This is a genomic window from Oligoflexus sp., from assembly GCF_035712445.1.
In the GTDB taxonomy this organism is placed as follows: domain Bacteria; phylum Bdellovibrionota_B; class Oligoflexia; order Oligoflexales; family Oligoflexaceae; genus Oligoflexus.
This window is the reverse complement of sequence record NZ_DASTAT010000097.1, coordinates 109449-130360: the sequence shown is the minus strand read 5'-3', so window position 1 is coordinate 130360 and position 20912 is coordinate 109449. Positions and strand designations below refer to the sequence as shown.

At 55.0% G+C, this 20912-nt stretch carries 15 protein-coding genes; 4 read left to right on the top strand and 11 right to left on the bottom strand.

The annotated features are described in order from the left end of the window. Positions 1-222 precede the first annotated feature (222 nt). A complete protein-coding gene (gene pepQ / locus VFO10_RS21495) occupies positions 223-1533 on the bottom strand; it encodes a Xaa-Pro dipeptidase (protein ID WP_325144035.1) in 1311 nt (436 codons plus the stop codon). A 17-nt stretch (positions 1534-1550) separates the two neighbouring features. Further along, positions 1551-2141 carry a tRNA-(ms[2]io[6]A)-hydroxylase gene (locus VFO10_RS21490; RefSeq protein ID WP_325144034.1) on the bottom strand — a complete coding sequence of 197 codons (591 nt, stop codon included), beginning with the start codon at positions 2139-2141 and terminating at the stop codon, positions 1551-1553. A 176-nt stretch (positions 2142-2317) separates the two neighbouring features. Here VFO10_RS21490 and VFO10_RS21485 point away from each other — a divergent pair, with 176 nt between their 5' ends. Beyond that, complete coding sequence (locus VFO10_RS21485; protein ID WP_325144033.1) at positions 2318-3343, top strand: HDOD domain-containing protein; 1026 nt, start codon at positions 2318-2320, stop codon at positions 3341-3343. Positions 3344-3352: 9 nt separating this feature from the next. Here VFO10_RS21485 and VFO10_RS21480 read toward each other — a convergent pair whose 3' ends face one another. The 7 genes from VFO10_RS21480 to VFO10_RS21450 form a co-directional block, all read right to left on the bottom strand. Beyond that, positions 3353-3595, bottom strand: coding sequence for a hypothetical protein (locus tag VFO10_RS21480; protein ID WP_141735774.1), 243 nt, complete (start codon positions 3593-3595; stop codon positions 3353-3355). Between the two features lie 288 nt (positions 3596-3883). Further along, positions 3884-5143 carry a hypothetical protein gene (locus tag VFO10_RS21475; protein WP_325144032.1) on the bottom strand — a complete coding sequence of 420 codons (1260 nt, stop codon included), beginning with the start codon at positions 5141-5143 and terminating at the stop codon, positions 3884-3886. 14 nt (positions 5144-5157) lie between these two features. Further along, positions 5158-5691, bottom strand: a complete 534-nt coding sequence (locus VFO10_RS21470) for a c-type cytochrome (protein ID WP_325144031.1) — start codon at positions 5689-5691, stop codon at positions 5158-5160. Positions 5692-5704: 13 nt separating this feature from the next. Further along, on the bottom strand, positions 5705-6226 hold the full coding sequence (locus VFO10_RS21465; protein WP_325144030.1) for a DUF3341 domain-containing protein: 522 nt from the start codon (positions 6224-6226) through the stop codon (positions 5705-5707). Between the two features lie 15 nt (positions 6227-6241). Beyond that, on the bottom strand, positions 6242-7579 hold the full coding sequence (gene nrfD, locus VFO10_RS21460; RefSeq protein ID WP_325144029.1) for an NrfD/PsrC family molybdoenzyme membrane anchor subunit: 1338 nt from the start codon (positions 7577-7579) through the stop codon (positions 6242-6244). 32 nt (positions 7580-7611) lie between these two features. Next, positions 7612-10854 carry a 4Fe-4S dicluster domain-containing protein gene (locus VFO10_RS21455; protein WP_325144028.1) on the bottom strand — a complete coding sequence of 1081 codons (3243 nt, stop codon included), beginning with the start codon at positions 10852-10854 and terminating at the stop codon, positions 7612-7614. 61 nt (positions 10855-10915) lie between these two features. Then, positions 10916-11416, bottom strand: coding sequence for a cytochrome c3 family protein (locus VFO10_RS21450; protein ID WP_325144027.1), 501 nt, complete (start codon positions 11414-11416; stop codon positions 10916-10918). Between the two features lie 499 nt (positions 11417-11915). Here VFO10_RS21450 and uvrB point away from each other — a divergent pair, with 499 nt between their 5' ends. From uvrB to VFO10_RS21435, 3 genes are all read left to right on the top strand, one after another. Further along, entirely contained in the window at positions 11916-13949 is a 2034-nt protein-coding gene (gene uvrB, locus VFO10_RS21445; protein ID WP_325144026.1) for an excinuclease ABC subunit UvrB, read from the top strand. Continuing rightward, positions 13946-15820 (top strand): excinuclease ABC subunit UvrC, encoded by a 1875-nt coding sequence (uvrC, locus tag VFO10_RS21440; RefSeq protein WP_325144025.1) that lies wholly within the window; start codon positions 13946-13948, stop codon positions 15818-15820. Before uvrB ends, uvrC begins: the two co-directional genes overlap by 4 nt. A 97-nt stretch (positions 15821-15917) precedes the next feature. Beyond that, on the top strand, positions 15918-16349 hold the full coding sequence (locus VFO10_RS21435) for a GFA family protein (protein WP_325144024.1): 432 nt from the start codon (positions 15918-15920) through the stop codon (positions 16347-16349). A gap of 14 nt (positions 16350-16363) precedes the next feature. Here the strand turns inward: VFO10_RS21435 and VFO10_RS21430 are convergent, their stop codons facing one another. Together VFO10_RS21430 and VFO10_RS21425 are read right to left on the bottom strand one after the other, a co-directional pair. Beyond that, positions 16364-19183, bottom strand: coding sequence for a 7TM diverse intracellular signaling domain-containing protein (locus VFO10_RS21430; RefSeq protein ID WP_325144023.1), 2820 nt, complete (start codon positions 19181-19183; stop codon positions 16364-16366). 208 nt (positions 19184-19391) lie between these two features. Further along, the gene (locus VFO10_RS21425) at positions 19392-20876 is read right to left on the bottom strand and encodes an aminotransferase class III-fold pyridoxal phosphate-dependent enzyme (protein WP_325144022.1); all 1485 of its coding nucleotides are present in this window, start codon (positions 20874-20876) and stop codon (positions 19392-19394) included. Positions 20877-20912 lie beyond the last annotated feature (36 nt).

Genomic DNA, 20912 nt, shown 5'->3' with positions numbered 1-20912 from the left:
TGAAAGCCAGAAAAATTTTCGATGAAGGGCAGTGTGATCAGTGAAGGAAAAAAGGGACAAAACTTCTGTATCCACAAACCTACAGGGATTCTGGCAGGTGGCTGGCGCCCGGCGACTTTTAATATGGGTTGGCTACGCTGGTTGCGATGCATAGGCTAAAGGCTACATGCGTCCAACATGTAGCCTTCGAGAAATGGGGGCGGAAGGGAGCCGATCAAAGGGTCAAGGCAGGAACTCACGCGTGATGTTCCGCACGCCCTGATCGTGGATATGAATGTTGTCCTCGATGCGGATGCCGCCGCAGGGCATCAGGCGATCGATCAAGGCCCAATTCAAATTGCGGCTATTTGCGCTTTGACGAATGGGATCGAGCAGCATTTTGATGAAGTAGACGCCGGGCTCGATCGTAACGAGCGTTCCAGGCTGCAGGGGACGGGTGGTGCGCAGTTTCGGAAAGCGCGGATCGGGCGAGGCCATGGCCCCTTCACGATCGAGCTGTTTCCCGGCGACATCATGCACGAAGAGTCCCAGCATGTGGCCGAGGCCATGCGGGAAGAATGCCATGGTAAAGCCAAGATCGATGGCCTTCTGCGCATCGCAATCCAAGATGATCTTATGCCGAATCAAAAGTTCGGCGATTTTCTGATGGGCGAGCACATGCAGATCACCCATCATCACATTCGGTGTGATGGCAGCGACCAGACCAGCCTGCAGCGTGGTCATGTCAGCGAGCAGAGCCTGAAATTCCTCGGGCGCATCTTCGGTCGCATAGGTGCGGGTGATGTCCGATCCATAGCCGCGCGAGGATGCGCCGGCATCGATCAAAAGGACTTTGCCGTTGTGCACCTCATCACGCTTGGCCTGATAATGCAGGTAGGCGGCTTTTTCATTCAAAGCGATGATATTCTCATAGGGCAGATCCTGCTCCTGACTGCGGGCGGCCTGCATAAAGGCAAAATGAATATCAAGCTCACTTCCGCCCTGACGGAACGAACGCTCCGCAGCCTTGTGTCCGGCCGCGGCCTTGCGTGTGGCTTCCAAAAGACACTGGATTTCATAAGGCGTTTTCACGAGCCGCGCCCAGTTCAGTCGCGCGAGGAGTCCGGGAACATCGGTCAGGAGTTGAGCCTTGCGCGCTTTCTCCTGCTCGGGTCCGTGATAGGCGATGCGGCGACCTTCACCCAGATGATCCCAAAGCTTGTCCTCGTCGGTGAAGGTCTGCACTTTAAAGGAATCGCCCCAAAAATCAGGCTCGAAAGCCTTCACTTCATGCCAGAAATCAGCGGGCTGGTAGAGCCGCAGCTGAGGCTTTTCCCCGGGCATGACGAGCAGCAGGTGATGGCAGCCTTCCATCGGGCACCAGTGGCGGAAGTGATGATTGCTGCGAAAGGGTGGATTCTGATCATCTTCAAAATACCAGCCCGGTGCCCCGGCACTCAGGACGAGGCCGTCCAGATTCAGCTCAGCCAGGGTTTTGGCTGTTTCTGTCTGCAGGGTCTGCAGATGGTTTTGAAAGAGTTCACGTAAACCCATGGCGCTCATACTCCTGATTAATGGACAGCAGCTCGGACCGGCACAGCGCGCATCGCTGTGGACTCCGCATCAAGCAGATACTGTAAACGATCGTGGACTTTTTGCTCGGGAAAATAATGTCGAGCCAGCCGCAGAAAGACCCGGAAATGCCCCGCCTCTTCCCGCGCCAGCCGCTGATAGAATGGGGCTAGTTCAGGATCCTGCAAGCCTTCGGCCACGATCGTAAAACGCTCGCAGCTGCGGGCTTCGATCAGGGATCCGACCAAAAGACGATCGAGGAAATATTCGTCCTTACTATGCCTCACTGACTTAAGAAGGGCTGTGACATAAGGGTCCTTTTCATCGGCTCCCAGGGGGATCCCGCGTCTATGCAAAATGCGGTAGACCTCATGAAAATGGGCCAATTCCTCTTTGGCGAGGCAAATCATGGGCTCGACCAGGGCCTCATAATCGGCAAATTGCTTCACCAGAGCCATGGCATTGGCCGAGGCTTTGCGTTCACAGGATGCATGATCCTGCATAAAACGTGGAAAATCGCTCATAATAACCTCAAACCAGCCAGCCGGGGTCGACTCGCGGAGAGGCATTTTGTCCAGAACAAGGCTCATGGAAATCCCTTGGTTGCACTCCGATTCTAGCTATACATCGACGCTGGGCGAAGATCCATTTTTAAAAAACACCCATACATACGCTATGTTAAACCCCTGTCCGCAGCGCATACTCAATGCTTTCTGCCGAAATCCGAAAACGGGATGGTTAGAGGCAGTCAACCCGAGGCCACGCGATGAACGCAAATCCTTTGAAAACGTGCAATACCTGCGGTCGCAAGTTTATGTCGCCCGAGGATTTTCTGAACAATACCTCGCGCTGGCGGGTTTGCGAGTCGGGTCATCTTTGGTTCAATTGCACCTGCAATTCGACCAATATGATCATCAAGGGCAAGTATGATTGGTATAATCCCACCAAGCAGCTGAGCGGCGCCGCGCAGTCCGTCTTCAACCAGATCCCGAATATGAAAGATCTGCCGCGCATTCCCAGCTATGTGATGGAAATTCAGACCCTGATTCAGGATGAAAACACCTCAGCGTCCAGGCTGGCTGCCGTGGCTAAACAGGATCCCCTGCTGGCCTCGCAGGTCCTGAAAATCGCCAATAACCTCGTTTCCAGTCGCGGCACCAAAATCGAATCGCTCGCGCATGCGATTTCCTTCATCGGCATCAATGCCCTGAAGGATATCGTGCTGGTCGCAGCCCTCAAGACCTTCAAACTCGACTGCAAGGTTTTCGATGCCGATCATTTCTGGGAGCATAGCTTCCTGGTGGGTCGCGCCGCGGAATTTCTGGGCCAGCGTTTCAAGCTCGATCTTTTGCCTGATGAAATCTACATAGCAGGCAGTGTCTGCAACATCGGCAAGATCGTCCTTGCGATGTGCCTGCCCGAAATCGCGGATCGTTACGCGGCGGAATTGAATGATCTGTCCAAACTTGGAACTTGGACGGCAGCCGAGGCTCGTCACGGCGGCTTTCAGCATACAGTTCTGGGTGAAATAGGCGCGATGTTTTGGGGTCTGCCGGAGCATGTGACCGAAGCGGTCGCATTCCATCATAAGATGCCCGTTATGAATGATGCTGTGCCTTTGACGTTGGCGGAAGTGGTGGGCCTTGCGAATCAAATCGCGCATTGGATTCAGCTGGAACCGAACCAGATGGATGAAAAGCTTTACAAAGCCTTCTGTGCCCGCTTCAAGATAAGTGAGCAGGCTGCAGAAAAGCTGGTGGACGAGATGATGGCGCTGCGGAGCGCTGCCTAGCTCGCCCCACTAGAACCGCGGCTTCGGTTTCTTCCCCGCCGCCGGATTCATACCCGGCACCAGTCCCTGCGCAATCATGCGATCGCCTGCAGCCTTTAAATTCCGACTGGTAATAAAGAGGTCAAAGAGCTGATCGCTGATCTGCTGCAAAGCCTCGTGCGACATCACATAGCCAAATTTCGATTCCTGCACGGCGTCCACGATAATCTCACGGATCGCGGAACGCGTTGCGACTTCAAAGGCACCGGCCATGGAACGGACCTCCCAACTGGTTTCGCTTGATTATCTCACGAATATCACCGGCAAAAACTTCCTCACGGAAAAGTCATGAGTGTTTTGTCTTGATTCCAATGGGATTTTGCCGAAACGCCTTCCAGCTCTTTGGATGCAAGGAATTTCAAGCAAGGAGGACTGGGATATGAGGTGGTTAGTCAATTTCAGTGTGCTGTTCTGTTGCTATTTCTGGCTCCATGGAGCTTACATCGGATAAAACAAAAAAAGCCGGCAAAAAGCCGGCTTTTTCATAGTCATGCACTGGGATCAGTGATGGCCGTGGACAGCCTCTTCCAGAAGCGGGTCAGCCACAGGAAGCATCGGATAGCGACGGCTGAACCAGAAGAATGTGGTCACGAACAGACCCGCAATCCCCAGGAACATCCCGACTTCAAGCAAAGGACCGATCCCTTTCAGGAAGTCTTCATGCTTGATCACTTCAGGCTGAACGATCAGCTGATAGGTCAGCCACTGCGCAAACAATATGACAGTCGACATGGTGATGGTCCAAGTCTTGGACCACTTCGCCCACTTGGGAATCAGGAGGTAGAGCGGCACCACAAACCCGAGCAGCGGGATCGCGTAGACGAAGTACAGCCATGGGCCATGCAAACGGTGGATGTAATACTCAGTCTCTTCAGGAACGTTACCGTACCAGTAGGTCAGGATGTGAGCATAGGTCAGGTAAGCGAAGAAGATCGTGAAGCCGTGCATCAGCTTGCCCACATCGTGGAACTGCTGCTGCTTGATGAACTCACCGATGCGGTGCGATTTCAAAGAGAACATGGTGATCAGAAGGGCAGCCATCAGCGTCTGCATCATCACCGCGAATTGCCAACCGCCCCAAAGGGTCGAGAACCATGTGGGCGACAGCGACATCATCACGTCAAAGCAGAGGAAGGTGAAACCCACGCCGTAGCAAACCAAAATAGGTGCGCTCCAGTACTTGGTCTTCACGCGGACTTCTTCACCCAGATAAACGGCATCGTCATGACGACCTTCAAGCCAGGCCTTGTCACGATTCAGGGTCAGACGGAGCTGCCAGATCACAAGGTAGGTGAGAAGGGCCAGAATGAAGAAGACCCGTGCATACATCAGGTTGGGCTGAAGCCACGAGCGCTTGCCCCAGAAGTGATGCAGCATGTCAGGGTTGGCGATCCAACGATAGACTTTGCCAGCGCCGCCGATGTCGAACATCACGGCGATGATAAAGACCACGAAAAGCCCGGACGCGACGGGAACGAAAGCACCGAAAGCTTCCTGAATCCGGCGGATGGGACGGCCCCAGGTGGCGCCGATCACGTCCTGCATGGCGGCGAAAGCCATGGCGCCGAAACCAAGACAGAAGAAGAAGAACAGGTTGAAGAGCAAGGCGCCCCAAACGCGGGGACCCTGGTGCGTGAAGAAGCCTATGCCAGCAGCCACGAGGCCAATGACAATTCCCACCAGCGCAGCCATGCGCAGGGTGGATGAGCCTGTCAGAAACAATGACTCTTTTTCTTTATAAAGATCCTTGGCGATACTCATCGAGGTTCCTCTTCCTATTTCGGCTGCACTTGCAGGGTTCTCAGATAGGTAATCAATTGCCAGCGCTCATGCGGGGAAATCGAGTGAGCATAAGCTGGCATAAGATTGGCGCCATTCGAGATGCGGAAGAAGAAGAACCCGTCTTTGCGAGCCACCAGATCGGGACGCGTCAGGTCAGGCGGGGCCAGCGGATAGGCATCTCCCATCAGGCTCTTGCCTTTGCCATCCGGACCGTGGCAGACGGCGCAGTAGGTGTCGAACATCTTTTTACCGTTGTTCACTACATCGCGGCTGACCTGGGCTCCCTCACCGAAGGGATTGCGCAGTTCCTGCTCCGCGAGTTCAGGAGTTTCCGGATAAAGGATCGCATTGATGGTGACGGCACCATCGGGAGGATTCAGGTAGGTCTCCTGAGTCTTCGCCGTGGGGTTGTCGGCCATATCAGGCATGTATTGCAGTTTGGTCGTATTCCGACCATGGGGGTTGCAGGCACTGACGCCGGTGAGGGTCAGAGCTGTCAACGCGAGCTTGGTCGCCAGATGCTTCATGATTTGCCTTTCCTCACTTCGACTCAATGATACGAATTTCTTCAGCGCCGAACGACTTCAGAAGCCGGGCCTGCTCACTGTCGAGCGACGCGTTGGGCACGAAGATGCCGAAACGGTCATCGGTAAAGCGAGGGTCCAGAATACGTTGCTTGGGGTTCGGCAAACGGCCCATGACGAGCATGCCGAGAATCGTCATCAAACCACCGAAGAGAATTGTAAGCTCGAAACCGACCACCACGTACGAAGGTACGGAATAGAGACCGGCAAGCTTACCACCCACCACCTGCGGCCAGTCATAGTCAAGCCACAGGGCCAAACCGAAACCGGTCACAGTTCCCGTCATAGCGCCGGAAAGGGTGAACCAACGGACTGGACTTGGACCTGCGTCCAAGGCTTCTTCGATCTCGTGATACGAGGTCGGACTGAATACTTCGTGTCCGGCGCAATCAGAACGGGCTTGAACCGCCTTCATCGCATCGACGAGGTTATCCAGATATTGATAAACAGCTAAGATTCCACCTGGTCTTTTACTCATGGGTAGCCACCTTAATCAATGATGCTTCTTGCTTAATGGTTTGGGCATGATCAGTTTCAATTCCGACATCGACACGATCGGGAAGAATCGGCAGAAGATCAGGAACCAGAACATGAACCAACCAAAGCTACCAAGGGACAGACAGATATCACCAAGCGAGGGCTGGAAGTGGCCCCACGAACCAGGTAAGAAATCTTCAACCAAGGACGACACGATAATGTTATAGCGTTCGAACCACATGCCGACGTTGACCAGGATCGCCACAAGCATGGACACGGCCACGTTGTTACGCATACGCTTGGACCACCAGATCATGGGGAAGATACAGTTACAGAACACCATCACCCAGAAGTAGAACGCGTAAGGACCGATCGCGCGCTTCTCGAAGACACCCCATTCGTAAGGGTTGCCCGAGTACCAGGCGACGAAGAATTCGATGGCATAAGCGTAGAACACGATGGTTGACGTCAGAAGAGTCAGCTTCACGCAAGCTTCAAGATGCTCAGGGCGAATGAACTCTTCCATGCGGAACATCTTACGAACCGGAACGAGCAGGGTATAAACCATCGCGCAACCGGAAAGGATAGCACCCGCAACGAAGTAGGGTGGGAAGATGGTGGTGTGCCAGCCGGGTTGGATGGACATCGCAAAGTCCCACGAAACGATGGAGTGAACCGAAAGTACGAGGGGTGTGGCGAGGGCCGCGAGGAAACCGTAACCGGCTTCATAGTGGTGCCACTGTTTCGCTGTTCCGCGCCAGCCAAAGCACATGATGCCGTAGATGATGCGACGAACGCCTTTCACGCGGTCACGGATGGATGCCAGGTCAGGCACCAGACCCATGTACCAGAAAAGGAGCGAAATGGTCAGATAGGTCGAGATCGCGAACAAGTCCCAGGCCAATGGTGAACGAAGGTTCGACCACAGGTTGTTGGTGTTCGGCAGGGGTGGAATCCAGTACATCGCAACCCACAGACGACCGACGTGGATCAGCGGGAAAAGACCCGCGGTGATCACAGCGAAGACCGTCATAGCTTCAGCGCTTCGGTTCACCGTGTTACGCCACTTCGCGCGGAACAGGAACAAAATAGCTGAAATCAAAGTACCGGCGTGACCGATACCGACCCAGAAAACGAAGTCGGTGATCAGAACACCCCAGTAGACGGGACTGGTTTTACCCGTGATCCCCATACCGTAGGTGATTTCCAAACCCCAGGTGATCGCACCGATCAGAAGAAAGATAATCGCGCCGGCCCAAGCTATGTAATAGGTTGGGTGCGGCTTTCCCAGATTGGCTAAAATGCCATCATTGACGTCTGAGATCGTCCTGTTCCACTTTACTTCCTCGCTCATCCAAATGCTCCGCTTAGATGTCGTCGTTTGTCTTAAGGATGCCCTTGCCCAGGTTCACCGGCGCCATGGTCGTGACCATCGCCGGCTGCAAAGCCTTCTGTTCCGTCATGCTTCACTTTCGCCATGTAGTTCAGGTTCGGCAAAGTTTTCAGACCGTACTCTTTCTTCTCGGGATTGCCGCCGAGCAGAAGGAAAGCACGGTTGTCTTTGCGAGCGCGCGCTACGCGGCTATTCGGATCCAGGAGGTTGCCGAAGACGATGGCATCGGTTGGGCAAGCCGTCTGGCAAGCTGGACGAATTTCACCGTCGAACACCATGCGGTTTTGCTGCTTGGCGTTGTGCTTCGCATCACGGATACGCTGCACGCAGAACGTACATTTTTCCATGATGCCGCGAGTACGAACGGTCACATCCGGGTTCAGAGCGCGTGGGTTGCGATCCATGGGGCTGTCGCCCATGACGTTCCACTTGTAGGTGTACCAGTTGAAGCGGCGAACTTTGTAAGGACAGGCGTTCGCGCAATAACGAGTACCAACGCAGCGGTTATAAGTTTGAGCGTTCAGGCCTTCCGGTTCATGCGTCGTGGCGAACACGGGACACACAGCCTCGCAAGGCGCGTGGTTACAGTGCTGACAGGTCACAGGCTGGAAGCTGACTTCAGGATTATCAACAGCGCCGCTGAAGTAGCGGTCGATACGAATCCAGTGCATGCGGCGGCCCATGCGGACCTGCTCGCGACCCACTTGGGGCACGTTGTTTTCCAGGTCACACGCAACCGTACAGTTGCCGCAACCGGTACAACGCTCAAGGTCGATCGCCATGCCCCAGCGGTACTGGGTACTCGCCTTCCACTCGGGGAAGAGCCAGCTGGATCCACGCAGATCGCCTTCCTTGGGCACATGCGAAGGATAAAGATCCGGTACGCTGTCGAGATCTTTTTCTTTGCGTACGTTCGCCACGGCCTGGCCCATGGGAATGATCGGCATGATATCGAAGCGGTTGGCAATATCATTGTGCTTCTGCTGCGAGCAGAGCTGATAGAAGCGGCCGGTTTTCGTGATTTCCACGGTTTGACCCGCAGTGACCACATCACCTGTCAAAGGATCGGTTTCGTAGGCGAGGGCGACCATGGGATCGATACCTACGAGCTGACTAACCCGGCTGGTCGCGAGCTTATGACCGTTACCGCGGGGCACTGCGATGGTATCGTAGTGCAGGCCTGGCATCGGATACACAGTGGCTTCGAAGGAACCGTTCGGACCTTTGATGACCACGACATCGTTGTACTTCACGCCGATTTCGCGAGCTTTATGCGGATTGATCGCAACCCAGGTGTCCCAGGCGATCGTGGTCATGGAATCGCCGGCTTCCTGCAGAACAGGACGGTCGGCACCGTAACCATCACCCAGTTTACCGTCGAGGTAAGCCACGAGTTTGAAGCCAGCACTCACGGGAGCCGGTTTCACGGCGGCGCTCACATCCTTCAGCGCAGGCATATCGCGCTTGCTGAGTTGAGTGACGAAGAAACCTTTGCGCTGGATGGCTTTGAAGAAGGTATCGAAGTCTTTGTTGATACCCGATTCTTTGTAAATACGGGTCCACTTGTCACGCAGGTAAGCACGGTAGTCGGCGTAAGGACCAACAGGTTTACCGAACTTGCTCGCGGTCCAAAGGAGGATGTCTTCCGGCTGACGGCTGTTCGCCACAGGACGGACCGCAGGCTGTTGGATCGACCAGAAGCCGGCCACCAGCTCCTCATCACCCCAGGCTTCCAAAGGATTGTGGGTGTTGAGTTGGAATTCTGCGTACTGACAGGTTTCGGTCGGCATCGGCTGCATGGAAACGATGGATTTGATGCCTTTCAAAGCGGCGTCGATTCCAGTCGAGGCGGGCAGGGTGAACGCAGGGTTCACGTCGATGACGAAGAGCATATCGTAGGTCGCAGCGTCTTTCACGAAGCGAGCCACATCTCCGGGACGGCCTGGGTTCTTGAACCAGCCTTGATCGAAATAAAGAAGGCGATCCGCATACGCACCAAGGAGGACGTTGGCCATGATCGCAGCCAACTGCACCTGGGTTCCGTTCTTGCTGAAGGCACCCGATTCACCGGCGAGCAGCACGGCTTTCTTGCTCAAACCTTCGCCGGCCACTTTATTGATGACTTCATCGAGCTTCAGGCGGGTCTTGGCTTCGTCGATCAAAGCTTTGTTAGCTGTGACCACAGCACGGATGCTGTTTTTGTCGCCGGCTGAACCCTTCGATTCAGGACGGTTCAGCAAAGCTTCAACCAATGCGAGTGTCACAGCCAGTTCATCACCGGCTCCGATCACATGACGTTCATCCGACTTGCCGCCGGTCACGGTCATGCGCGACTCGAATTGAACAAAACGACCTTTGGCGCCCGAGCGGAAGGTGTGACCCACCGACCAGCTCTTGCTTTCGAAGATCGGGGCGACGCCGCCGTTCCCTTCGAGGAAGTTGGTGCCCACACCGATCAAAAGCTTCGATCGACGCAGGTCGGAACGTGGCATGCCGTCCACGCCGAAAGCCAAACGATGGGCTTCGGAAACGGCATTATAAAGAGCGTTGGTCTCGTAGACATAAAGGTTGTCTTCCGATTGACCGATCGTTCTGAGGAAATCTTTATAGAATTGCTGGCTATGGCCGGTGCTGCCTTTGGTGAGAATACCGACTTTCTTCGCGGTCTTCACCTTGGCGCTCAGAGCGTCATAGATCTCGTCCCAGGTCACAGCAGTCATCTGATCGCCGAGTTTCGCCTTGGGAGCGTTGGGACGGTCGGGATGAAAAAGAGCCTGCAGCTCGGACAGGGCAAGAGCCGTCGTCGCACCCTGGCTCAGAGGATGCTCAGGATTGCCTTCGATAAACACCGGACGGCCTTCGCGGGTTTTCACCACAACGCCGACGCGGTCGATGGTCGTCGCGTAATAGTTTGCGACGCCCGGAATGAAATCCTTGGGCTGCTCAACGTAGGGAACTGCTTTTTCAACGGGACGGTACACGCAACCAGCTGTTGCCAGCATGGCTCCTGCGCTGAAGAGGCGCATAAAATCACGGCGGTCGACAGGCAGTTTCTTGCCTTCTTCCTGGGCTACGCGATCCTGAGTCTCGCCGAGATCGGGCATAACCTCTTCGATGTTCATGTAGAACGGCCCCGGCACAAACTCTTTGGCGGGTTTTTCGAATGGCTGATCTTCGGCCGCAAAGACTTCTGGCTTGTCTTCCAGACCACGGAGATCCCTATCGATACTCCTCATCTAACAACTCCCTTTCAAGACGAGACGCGCTGCCTCGGTAAAAGTCTTATTTATTCTTTTTTTAGTAGTGACAGGTCGAACAGTTGATAGGGGCCTGGTTAGCCTGGTGGCATTCCACACACCAGCCCATCTGCATGGACTTCGCCTGCTGCACAGTCACCATTTCCTTGACGTTGCCGTGACACTCGGCGCAATCGATGCCTTTTTGCACGTGCGGACGGTGGCTGAAGCGGACAAAGTCAGGAAGGTCGTGAACCTTGGTCCAGACCACGGGCTCTTTCGATTCCCACTTCGACTTCAGATACTTGATGGCATCCTTGTCGGTGCGAACGTACTGGTGGCAACCCATACAGGTGTTGAGGGGAGGGATTCCCGCCGTTGCGGAGCGACGTGCCGCGGAGTGGCAATACTCGCAAGGGATCTGACGTGTCCCGGCATGCAGGTTGTGCGGGAACTCAATCGGCTGCTCGGGATGATAGCCGACATTGTCAACCGTATCACCGGGCGTCCAGTAGTTGGTCCAGAACTTGTTGCCGCGCCCGCACGCACTGGGAATCAGCAATGCAAGCAGCAGGCAAAGCCTTGCTAAGCGAGAGAAAGTCTTAGTCACAGTAGCCAACGACAGCCTCCTTAACGGGAAAAATCAATATCGACGGATGCAAACTCAATAAATGAGGAAGATAGCTTCAGTCTCAACTTGCTGAGTCTCTTGCCACGAAAAACCCACAGAGAAAGCTGCGTCTCGCGCGCAAGTGGCGATCGTCATATGACCGCCTTAGTTATCATAATTTCCATGTAGCGCCAATCCTTTTATGGACGCTATTCGCTCAGCACTGCTTGGAAATTCGCTGAAAATTTCGACCGGACAACCTGTTTCAAACCGGCCTCTATTCGGCCGTCGCGACGTGCTAGTCTAAAAGAAGCCCTGATTTTAAATCAGATCCACGTTTGCTACCAACAAGAAACAGTTTTATTTGAGCAGAAGTTTTGCGAGAATCGGCCCACTGCCAAAACCGCACGCAACCTTGCGTGAGACGGTTCCGGCACAAGAAGGGATGCGCATGGACTTCCAATTGACCGAGGGCCTCGTCCCCAAGGGCGATCAGCCAACCGCTATCGCCGCCATTACAGAATCCATTCGTCAGGGTCAGAAACACAACGTCCTGCTCGGCGTCACCGGGTCAGGAAAGACCTTCACGATGGCCAATATCATTGCCCGAACGGGGTTACCCACCCTTGTTATGGCGCCGAACAAAACTCTGGCGGCTCAGCTTTTCACGGAATTCCGAGAACTCTTTCCCAATAACGCCGTAGGCTTCTTCATCAGCTACTATGACTATTATCAGCCCGAGGCCTACATACCCGGCAGCGATACTTATATAGCTAAGGATGCTCTGATCAACGATGACATCGACAAAATGCGCCACGCAGCCACGCAATCGCTGTTTGAACGCAAGGATGTCATTATTGTGGCGAGCGTCAGCTGTATCTATGGTCTCGGTTCGCCGGCCAGCTATGCCAACCTCGTGGTGAATATCAAGAAGGGCGACGAGCTGGCTCGTAATACTTTTTTGCGAAGTCTGATTGATATCCAATACACACGCAATGACACGGCCCTGCAGAGGGGTACCTTCCGTGTGCGGGGCGACGTGGTGGACATTCTTCCTTCGCATCAGAAGGATCAGGGCGTTCGCGTCGAATTCTTCGGCGACGAGATCGAAGCCATCTCGGTCTTCGATGTCCTGACCGGCAAAAAAGTGAAGACTCACGAATCGCTCGCCATCTATCCGAATTCGCACTACGTCACCGAACGCGATGACATGCGCGCCATCGTGCGCGAAATCCTTCATGATCTGGGCGTGCGCCTGCGGGAGCTGAAGGAGGAGAACAAGCTGGTGGAATACCAGCGACTCGAACAGCGCACTATGCATGATGTGGAGCTGCTCGAAGAGCTGGGCTTCTGTCCCGGCATCGAGAACTATTCACGCTATCTGACCGGAGCAGCTCCGGGGCAACCGCCGCCGACGCTGCTCGATTATTTCCCGAAAGAGTTTCTGACCATCATCGACGAAAGTCATATCACCGTTCCCCAGATCGGCGCGATGTACCGCGGTGATCGGGCTCGCAAGGAAAACCTTGTGAATTACGGTTTCCGCCTGCCTTCAGCGCTGGATAACCGGCCTTTGAAATTTGAAGAGTTCCTGGAACGCACCGATAAGATCATCCACGTGTCCGCGACCCCGGGCCGTTACGAGCTGGAGCAGACCGGCGGTAAATACGCTGAGCAGATCATTCGCCCGACCGGACTGATTGATCCTCAGATTGAAATCCGGCCGATCTCCAATCAGGTCGACGAGCTTCTGACCGAAATCAAAAAGACGATCCAAGTCGGTGGCCGCATTCTGATCACGACGCTCACCAAGCGCATGGCCGAGGACTTGACCTCCTATTACCGCGATCTTGGTATTAAAGTGAAGTATCTGCATTCGGATATCGAAAGTCTCGAACGCAGTGAAATCCTCCGGGACCTCCGGAAGGGCACTATAGATGTTCTGATCGGGATCAACCTTCTGCGCGAGGGTCTTGATCTTCCCGAAGTGCAGCTGGTCGCCATCATGGATGCGGATAAGGAAGGCTTCCTCCGCTCCCGTTCGTCGCTGATCCAGACCGTGGGTCGGGCGGCGCGGAATGCGAACGGCCGGGTGCTCTTCTTTGCTGATCACATCACGCAGGCCATGCGCGAGTGCATGGATGAAACCGATCGTCGCCGCCGCATCCAGGTGCAATATAACCAGGACCATGGCATCACGCCCCAGACCATTCAGAAGGAAATGCAGCAGAGTCTGCGTGAAATTTATGGCCTGAGCACGGATGATCATCATCAGCCGAAGGTTTCGGCGGATAAACTCCTGAGCGAGCACAACGTGAAGTCGGTGCGCGAGCTGGAGAAACTGATCACGCGGAAACAAAAAGAGATGCAGAAGGCAGCCGCCGAACTCGATTTCGAGAAAGCTGCTGAGATTCGCGACACCATCGCGGCACTCAAGGATACGCTCCTCGTTTACATGGACGAAGCGGGAAGTTTGAATACATGACTTTATTGGCAGATAAGCTGAAGCAGCTGCCGCAGGATTCGGGTGTCTACCTGATGAAGGACCAGAAAGGGACCATCATCTATGTGGGCAAAGCCAAGAATCTGAAGAACCGGGTTTCCAGTTACTTTCAAAGCGGCGGTCAGCACACTCATAAAACGCGGGCCCTGGTGCATGAGATCACGGACTTTGATCTGATGCTCACCAAGACCGAGGTCGAGGCGCTCCTTCTGGAGCGGACTCTGATCCGGCACCATGCTCCGCGTTACAATATCCTTTTGCGTGATGATAAGGAGTACCCTTATCTGCGCGTTTGTTTTGATGATCCCTGGCCCCGCCTGGAAAAAGTGCGTCGGCGCAAGGAGGATGGGGCGCATTACATCGGGCCCTTCGGCAGTTCATCGCGCCTTGGGATGCTGCTGAAGCAGGTTTACCGCATTTTCCCCCTGATCCGCTGCTCGCCGCATGAATTCAAGGCCGCCACGCGCCCCTGCAATTACTATCATATGAAGATGTGCCTCGGCCCCTGCACGCGGCCTGTGGATCGCGATCTTTACATTAGTATTATGAAGGGCGCGGTTTCGCTGCTGGAAGGGAACGTCAAGCAGCTTAAAAAGCAGCTCGAAGAGCGGATGAAAGAGGCCGCCCTGTCGGAAAAATATGAGCAGGCCGCCCAGTTCCGCGATCAGATCAAAGCCATCGAATCCATCACCCAGGCCCAGGTCGCCATCCTTGATCAGACGGTCGATGCGGATGTCGTGGGCGTCGTGGAAGCGCCGGGCTTTCTGTCCTTTCAGGTCAGCACGATTCGCAATCGGGCCCTTCTGGGGGGCGATTCCTTTATTACGAAGGATTCCGCAGGCAGTCTTCAGGAAGCCCTGGAATCCTTTATTCTGCAGTATTACAGCAATCGTCAGGTGCCGCCCCTCATTCTGGTGCGTGACGTCGATGGATTCAGTGACGAACTGGCCAGCGTTTTGACCCAGAACCAGGAAACGAAAACCCTGATCCGCCGCGCGAAAAGCAAAGAGGAAAAGGACATCCTGGAGCTGACCGAAAAAAACGCCCGCCATCAGTGGGAGCAGAACAGTCAGCTGAATGATCAAAGCCAGGTGGCCCTGCAGATGCTCCAGGAAACGCTGGAACTCAAGAATCCTCCGAAACGCATTGAATGCATCGACATCTCGAACCTTCAGGGCACGGCGATCGTGGCCTCGGATGTTTGTTTCATCGATGGCAAGGCGGCGAAGAATTTCTATCGCCGCTACGAAATCAAAACCGTGACCGGCGCGCCGGATGATTTCGCGAGCATTCGCGAGGTCATGGAGCGGCGCATCGAACGCGGCATTCGGGATGATGATCTGCCTGACCTTATGATCATCGACGGCGGCAAACCCCAGGTCCGGGCCGCAATGGATGTGCTCGTCCGCTTTCCGCAGCTCGGCCTGCCGCTCGTGGGCCTCGCCAAGGCCCGGATTGATACGGGACTGCGCGATGATTCGGCGGCCGTGCGTTATTCCAAGGAACGCCTCGTTTTACCGGATCGCGAGGATCCCATTGAGCTTGAAGAAGGCACGCCGGTCTTTCGTCTCGTGACACGGATTCGGGATGAAGCCCACCGTTTTGCGATCACCTATCACCGGAAAAAGCGCTCGAAGATCTCGCATGCTTCGGTGCTGGATGATATCGCGGGTGTGGGTCCGACCTTGAAAAAAAGGCTTCTGCAGGAGTTCGGTAGCCTGCAGGCGCTCCGTGGCAGCAGCCTCGAACGCCTGATGCATGTCAAAGGCGTGAGCGAAAAAGTTGCCATGAATATCTACACCGCTCTCAACGGTGACGAGAATCCATCCAAGGAAACAAGCAGCGGTTCGTGAACCCCTTTCGCTGCATAATACCCCCGCCTTCCTGCAAACAATGCTTTCGCATACAGTGCAGGGAACAGCCCGAACCCGGGAATGAGGGGGAAAATCCATGGATAATAATGAGTATGTGGGACATTGTTTCTGTGGCACGATTGAGCTTCGCGTGACAGGCAGCCCTGTGGCCATGGGATATTGCCATTGCGAGTCATGTCGCGCCTGGTCCGCAAGCCCGGTGAATGCCTTTACACTTTGGTCGCCGCAGGCGGTGCGCCTCACCCAAGGAAGCGATCAGCTGGCCTCGTATAACAAGACCGATCGAAGCACCCGCAAATGGTGCAAGGTATGCGGCGGGCATGTTCTGACGGAACATCCAGGCCTTGGTTTGACTGACGTCTACGCGGCGGTCATCCCCAGGTTTCCCTTCAAGCCCGAGGTTCATGTCAACTATGGTGAGACTGTTCTTCACATGCATGATGGGCTTTCCAAGTTAATGGATATGCCCAAAGAAATGGGAGGCTCAGGCAGGATGATGGCGGACTAGCATCCTGGCCTGAATCAAGCAGCGGATTCTGAACCTGAGCTGGGTGGCGCTGCATTCAATTCCGCCCAATGCTCATGCGGCAGGAAGATCCGGAAGGCAAAGGCCACCGGCTTGATTGCCTGCGGCTGCTCCAAAAGCTGAATAAAGATCTGGCCCCCGGCATCGGCCAGGACTTTCCGCACGGCGTCCATGCCCACGCCCCGCCCTGAAATTTCCGAAACACTGGAGGCCGTGGAAAATCCCGGCACAAAGATGAAGTTGGCGATCTCTTCAATGCTCGGCTTATGGTCCGCATGGAAAAGCTTCATGCCCTTGGCCTTATCATGAATGCGATCGAGGCGGAGGCCGGCCCCGTCATCGCTCAGATCAATCTCCAAATACCCATCGGGATGTTCACGCAGATCGATGAATATCGTGCCCGAGGGTTTTTTGCCTTTGGCCACCCGCACATCGGCCGGCTCAAGACCATGATCGACGGCATTGCGCAGAAGGTGCACAAAAGTCTTCCGCAGAATCTCGGCCCCATCAACGGTAAAACCCACATGCGCGCCGCGAATCACCACCTCAGGGGGTTCCTTGCCCAGATCACGGGCAAGCGACGGCAGCTTGGATGTCATGTCTTCGAAGAAGGTGCGCGCGTCCGAGAAATAAATGTTGAAGAAGGTATCCTTGACCCGCGTGACAAAGGGCATCAGATCCGCGTCCAGGTCCATGCGCTTTAATTTCTGCAGTTCCAGAATATGATCACGCACCAGCTTCAAATCGATGCGGGCCATGTTTTCTTCCGGTTCGCGCTTCAGCTTATAGCGATTGATCGCGAAGTATTCATCCACCGGGGCCTCCACATCGGAAAGCAGGGCCAGCGCCTTCTGCCGATCCCAGCTCATGATCCCTTTCTGGACATCGGCATAATACTGCTCGCATTCGTGGGCCGAGTTGGTGATTTCCGAGAAGTGATAGGTCCGCGCCGCGCCTTTGATGGTGTGCATGTTTACAAAAAGGAGGCGCAGCGTCTCCTCATTGTGCCCGCTGGTCTGCCCGGCCAGCCTGCGGCTTTCTTCGAGCAGCTCCCGCGATGACTTATAGAAGAGCATGAAGCGTTCGGTCGAAATCTCCAGAAGACGGGTGATGATATCAATCTCGCGCTGGGTTTTCTGGTTCTTCGCTTCGAGCGCCTTCAATGCGGTGACGTCCTTGATGGCCAGAAGAATCTTCTCGACCAGATCCGTCTTCTCGTTCACCACGGGCTGCCAATCCAACTCCAGGATCCGACCGCCTTCGAAACGCAGGGTGTTCGGCAGATTCCCGGCATTCGTTTCAAAGTTCATGGCATCCTCACCGACGCTGGTTTCGAGGATGGTCATGGTCATATCCTTGGCCTCGCGCGTCAGATCACTGCGATCCAAAAATATCTTGCGAATATTCTGCCGCTCGGGCGCCTTGTCCCCCAGGATCTGGGTCACAAAGCGGGAGTAATCATCATTGATGGCTCCGTCGGCATTGATGGTCATAAGACCCTGCTGCACGCTGTGAAGAATGGTCTTGGCATCCCGGGTCTGCCGCTCCACTTCCACGCGCAGATCCCGGCTCAGACGCTCGGCTGTGCGGAAGGCGTGCGCGAAATTCTTGCCGACCACCTGCGATTGGGTGATGATAAAGGCCAGCATTCCGTATTGCCCAAGGTAAGGCGCATCATAGGCATTATTCACGGCCACCAGGATATCATTCAGCATGGCGATGATCATAAGGCCAAGGCCCAGCGCGGAAAGGCCCGCTCCCCTTTGCCCTTTCCAAGCCGCACGAATGGTCTGCACCATGAGTAGCGGTGGGACCACGAGGAAGATCCCATTGACAAGGATCATCAGGACCTGAGGAACGCTGGGAAAGGAGAATACGGCAAGCGCCACGCAGCCAGCCACGAACACCTGATTGCTGCGCACCATCCAGGGCACGATATACTTGGGAAAACTGTGATGCAGAAAAAGCATGATGCAAAGAAGACCAAGAGGCAGATCCATTAGGATATTGAAAACGCCGAAGAGCCAAACGAAAGTATTCGGAGCTGTGAACGCTTCACCCCAGAGCCCCTCGGTCGAGGTGAAACGCACGCCCATGACCAGGGCAAAGGCCGCCATATGAAGGCTGCCGCGGTCATCCCTTCTTTGCAGGAAAAGGGCGAGGTTGGAAACGAGCAGCATAAAGAAAGCGCCCAGGACAAAAAACGACTCCCAGCGGGTGTGAGTGATCTCGTCGCGGAAGATCGCCGGGAAGCGTCCGAGACTGGGCGTCGAACGGTAGGTCGCATCTATCGTATATTCACTGACGTGAATCAAAAGCCAGCCGTCTTTCACAGCAGGCAGGCTCGTCACTTTCTTGCGGCTCTGCGGAATGCTGCTGTCTCTATCCGTCCCAACCTTCCCCACAGACATCAGCGGCTGCACGCGCCAGGCGCCATCCCCGTCGGTGTAAGCAAAAAAACTGCGGTAGTTGTTGAAGAACTGATCGATCAGAAGACCCAGGCGTCCCGCAGGCAGATGCTCCAGGCGAACGGCCAGCGTCCCGTGCCCCTGGTTCCGATAGCCCGCCTCCTCCCAGCTTTGTCCGGGCATTTTAATCAGCATATGGGGCAGGCTTTCGAGATTCGTCATATCTTCAGCGTTCACAAAACGATCGGGATAGAAGCGCCATTCTCCCTGGAGCTTGAGTCGCGACTGCTGATCAGGATCCCATGCCGCAGCGTCCATGACGCCTTTTTCCAGCATCGCGCCGTAGAGCGGCGTCATCCAGAAGGCGGAAAGGCTCAGCAAAACCAGGGCGAAAAACCTGTCCATCATGGCCAACCTCGGGCGATCAAACGCTGATGATGACAATACTGACGATGAGAAAGAGAGTCGGACATCTCACGATCTTCATCCCCCCTTGGGTATGCCTCGTTATCGGCAGAAGGGGACGCATGATGTGGACAGGGTGAAATTTGGAAGATTAGGCGGGTATTTAAAGGCCTTTCTTACTCAAGGTAAGAAAGGCCTTTATTGAGGATGATCAGCTGTAGACGGGCCCACGTTTCAGGGCTTCACGAATCTTGCCGATCACAAGGTCGATTTCCGCCGGCGTGATCAAAAAGTGAGGCGTAAAGCGCAGAGCGTTCTTGCCGCCGTGGATCACACCGATGCCCTGCTCGCGCAGCCAGGTTTCGACGCCGTGCTTGCCGACAACTTTATAGCCTTCAGGGTTCAGATGAAGGGCACAGAGAAGGCCCGTGCCGGTAGCGCCAGTCACGACGCCCGGGAATTCTTCACGCAGCTGATTGAAGCGATCCAAAAATTCCTGCCCGCGATCGCGGATGTTCTTCCGCAGCTCCGGCGTCACTGAATCCAAGACCGCACAGGCCACATCCAGGGCGCGAGGGTTGGTCGTCATGGTGTTGCCATAGATCCCGCGCTGATAAAGTTCAGCAGCATGGCGATTCAAAGCAAGAATCGACAGCGGATACTGCCCGGCATTCACCGCCTTCGAATAGGTTTCCATATCCGGCGCTTCACAGGTTTCAAAACCAGGATAATCGCAGATGCTGAGGCAGCCTTGGGCCCGAAGACCAGCCTGGATCGAGTCGATCATGAAAAGGGAGCCGTGCTCACGGGTCAAGCGGCGTGCTTCATCATAAAACGCAGGGGTCACGCCGACGCCGGGATTGCCTTCACCCATCACAGGTTCGAGCAGCATCATTTCGATGAAAATGCCTTTTTTATCCGCTTCCGCGAAGGCGGCGCGCAGCTGCTCGACATTATTCGGCTCGACCGTCATCAGCTTTTGCTCACGGAACGTGGCCAGCTTTTGATAGTTCTTCGCCGAGGAATCAGAAGCCTGGGCAGGGCGTTCGGTCCGGCCGTGGAAGCTGCCCTTCATCGACAGCATATAGATTTTGCGGCCCGCATAGCGCGCGCCGGGATCGGTCAGGTTCTTGGCATTCAGGTCGGCGAGTCGCGCCGCGACAGTCACTGATTCCGAACCGCTGTTCAAACAGAGGTAACGGGCGAAGACCGGCTTATTATCTTTCCGGTTGTGACCGATTTCCTTGTTCAGGCGTTCTGTCAAACGTTTCTGGCTGAAGTTCGGCGTCATGATGTTGGCCATCACATGGTGCTGGCTCATGGCTTCCAGAATTTTCTTCGGGGTCTGACCGAAGCCGATCATGCCGTATCCGCCCGAATCATGCAGCACCGCACCGTGGGTGGTGATGAGCCAGGGGCCTGCGGCGGCGAGCGCCACATAAGGATTCACTGCATCGGCTTCGTAAAAGTTCACGAAATCGCTTTGGATGTAGTCAATCAATTCCCGTTCGTTCATCTGCAGCCTGGTGCCGAACTCTTTTTTCAAAGCTTGAAATTCGGTGTACGCGTCCTCGATCGCTTCTGCGAGTCGCTTGTCCGTGCGCAAAAAGGCTTCGATGACTTTATCATCCAGACCCTTGGTCTGCTTGTCGCCCGTCTCGCGGCGCATCTCCTGCAGTTTTTTCATAGGCTCCATGACTACTCCTTCACTTATCTGATGGCCGCGATCGCC

Excerpts from the sequence above, each read along its gene's own strand:
- VFO10_RS21480 (WP_141735774.1), bottom strand. The coding sequence starts at position 3,595 with ATGGCCGGTGCCTTTGAAGTCGCAACGCGTTCCGCGATCCGTGAGATT.
- VFO10_RS21455 (WP_325144028.1), bottom strand. The coding sequence starts at position 10,854 with ATGAGGAGTATCGATAGGGATCTCCGTGGTCTGGAAGACAAGCCAGAA.
- pepQ (WP_325144035.1), bottom strand. The coding sequence starts at position 1,533 with ATGGGTTTACGTGAACTCTTTCAAAACCATCTGCAGACCCTGCAGACA.
- VFO10_RS21435 (WP_325144024.1), top strand. The coding sequence starts at position 15,918 with ATGGATAATAATGAGTATGTGGGACATTGTTTCTGTGGCACGATTGAG.
- VFO10_RS21425 (WP_325144022.1), bottom strand. The coding sequence starts at position 20,876 with ATGGAGCCTATGAAAAAACTGCAGGAGATGCGCCGCGAGACGGGCGAC.
- uvrB (WP_325144026.1), top strand. The coding sequence starts at position 11,916 with ATGGACTTCCAATTGACCGAGGGCCTCGTCCCCAAGGGCGATCAGCCA.
- VFO10_RS21490 (WP_325144034.1), bottom strand. The coding sequence starts at position 2,141 with ATGAGCCTTGTTCTGGACAAAATGCCTCTCCGCGAGTCGACCCCGGCT.
- VFO10_RS21430 (WP_325144023.1), bottom strand. The coding sequence starts at position 19,183 with ATGATGGACAGGTTTTTCGCCCTGGTTTTGCTGAGCCTTTCCGCCTTC.
- VFO10_RS21485 (WP_325144033.1), top strand. The coding sequence starts at position 2,318 with ATGAACGCAAATCCTTTGAAAACGTGCAATACCTGCGGTCGCAAGTTT.
- VFO10_RS21470 (WP_325144031.1), bottom strand. The coding sequence starts at position 5,691 with ATGAAGCATCTGGCGACCAAGCTCGCGTTGACAGCTCTGACCCTCACC.
- VFO10_RS21465 (WP_325144030.1), bottom strand. The coding sequence starts at position 6,226 with ATGAGTAAAAGACCAGGTGGAATCTTAGCTGTTTATCAATATCTGGAT.
- nrfD (WP_325144029.1), bottom strand. The coding sequence starts at position 7,579 with ATGAGCGAGGAAGTAAAGTGGAACAGGACGATCTCAGACGTCAATGAT.
- VFO10_RS21475 (WP_325144032.1), bottom strand. The coding sequence starts at position 5,143 with ATGAGTATCGCCAAGGATCTTTATAAAGAAAAAGAGTCATTGTTTCTG.
- uvrC (WP_325144025.1), top strand. The coding sequence starts at position 13,946 with ATGACTTTATTGGCAGATAAGCTGAAGCAGCTGCCGCAGGATTCGGGT.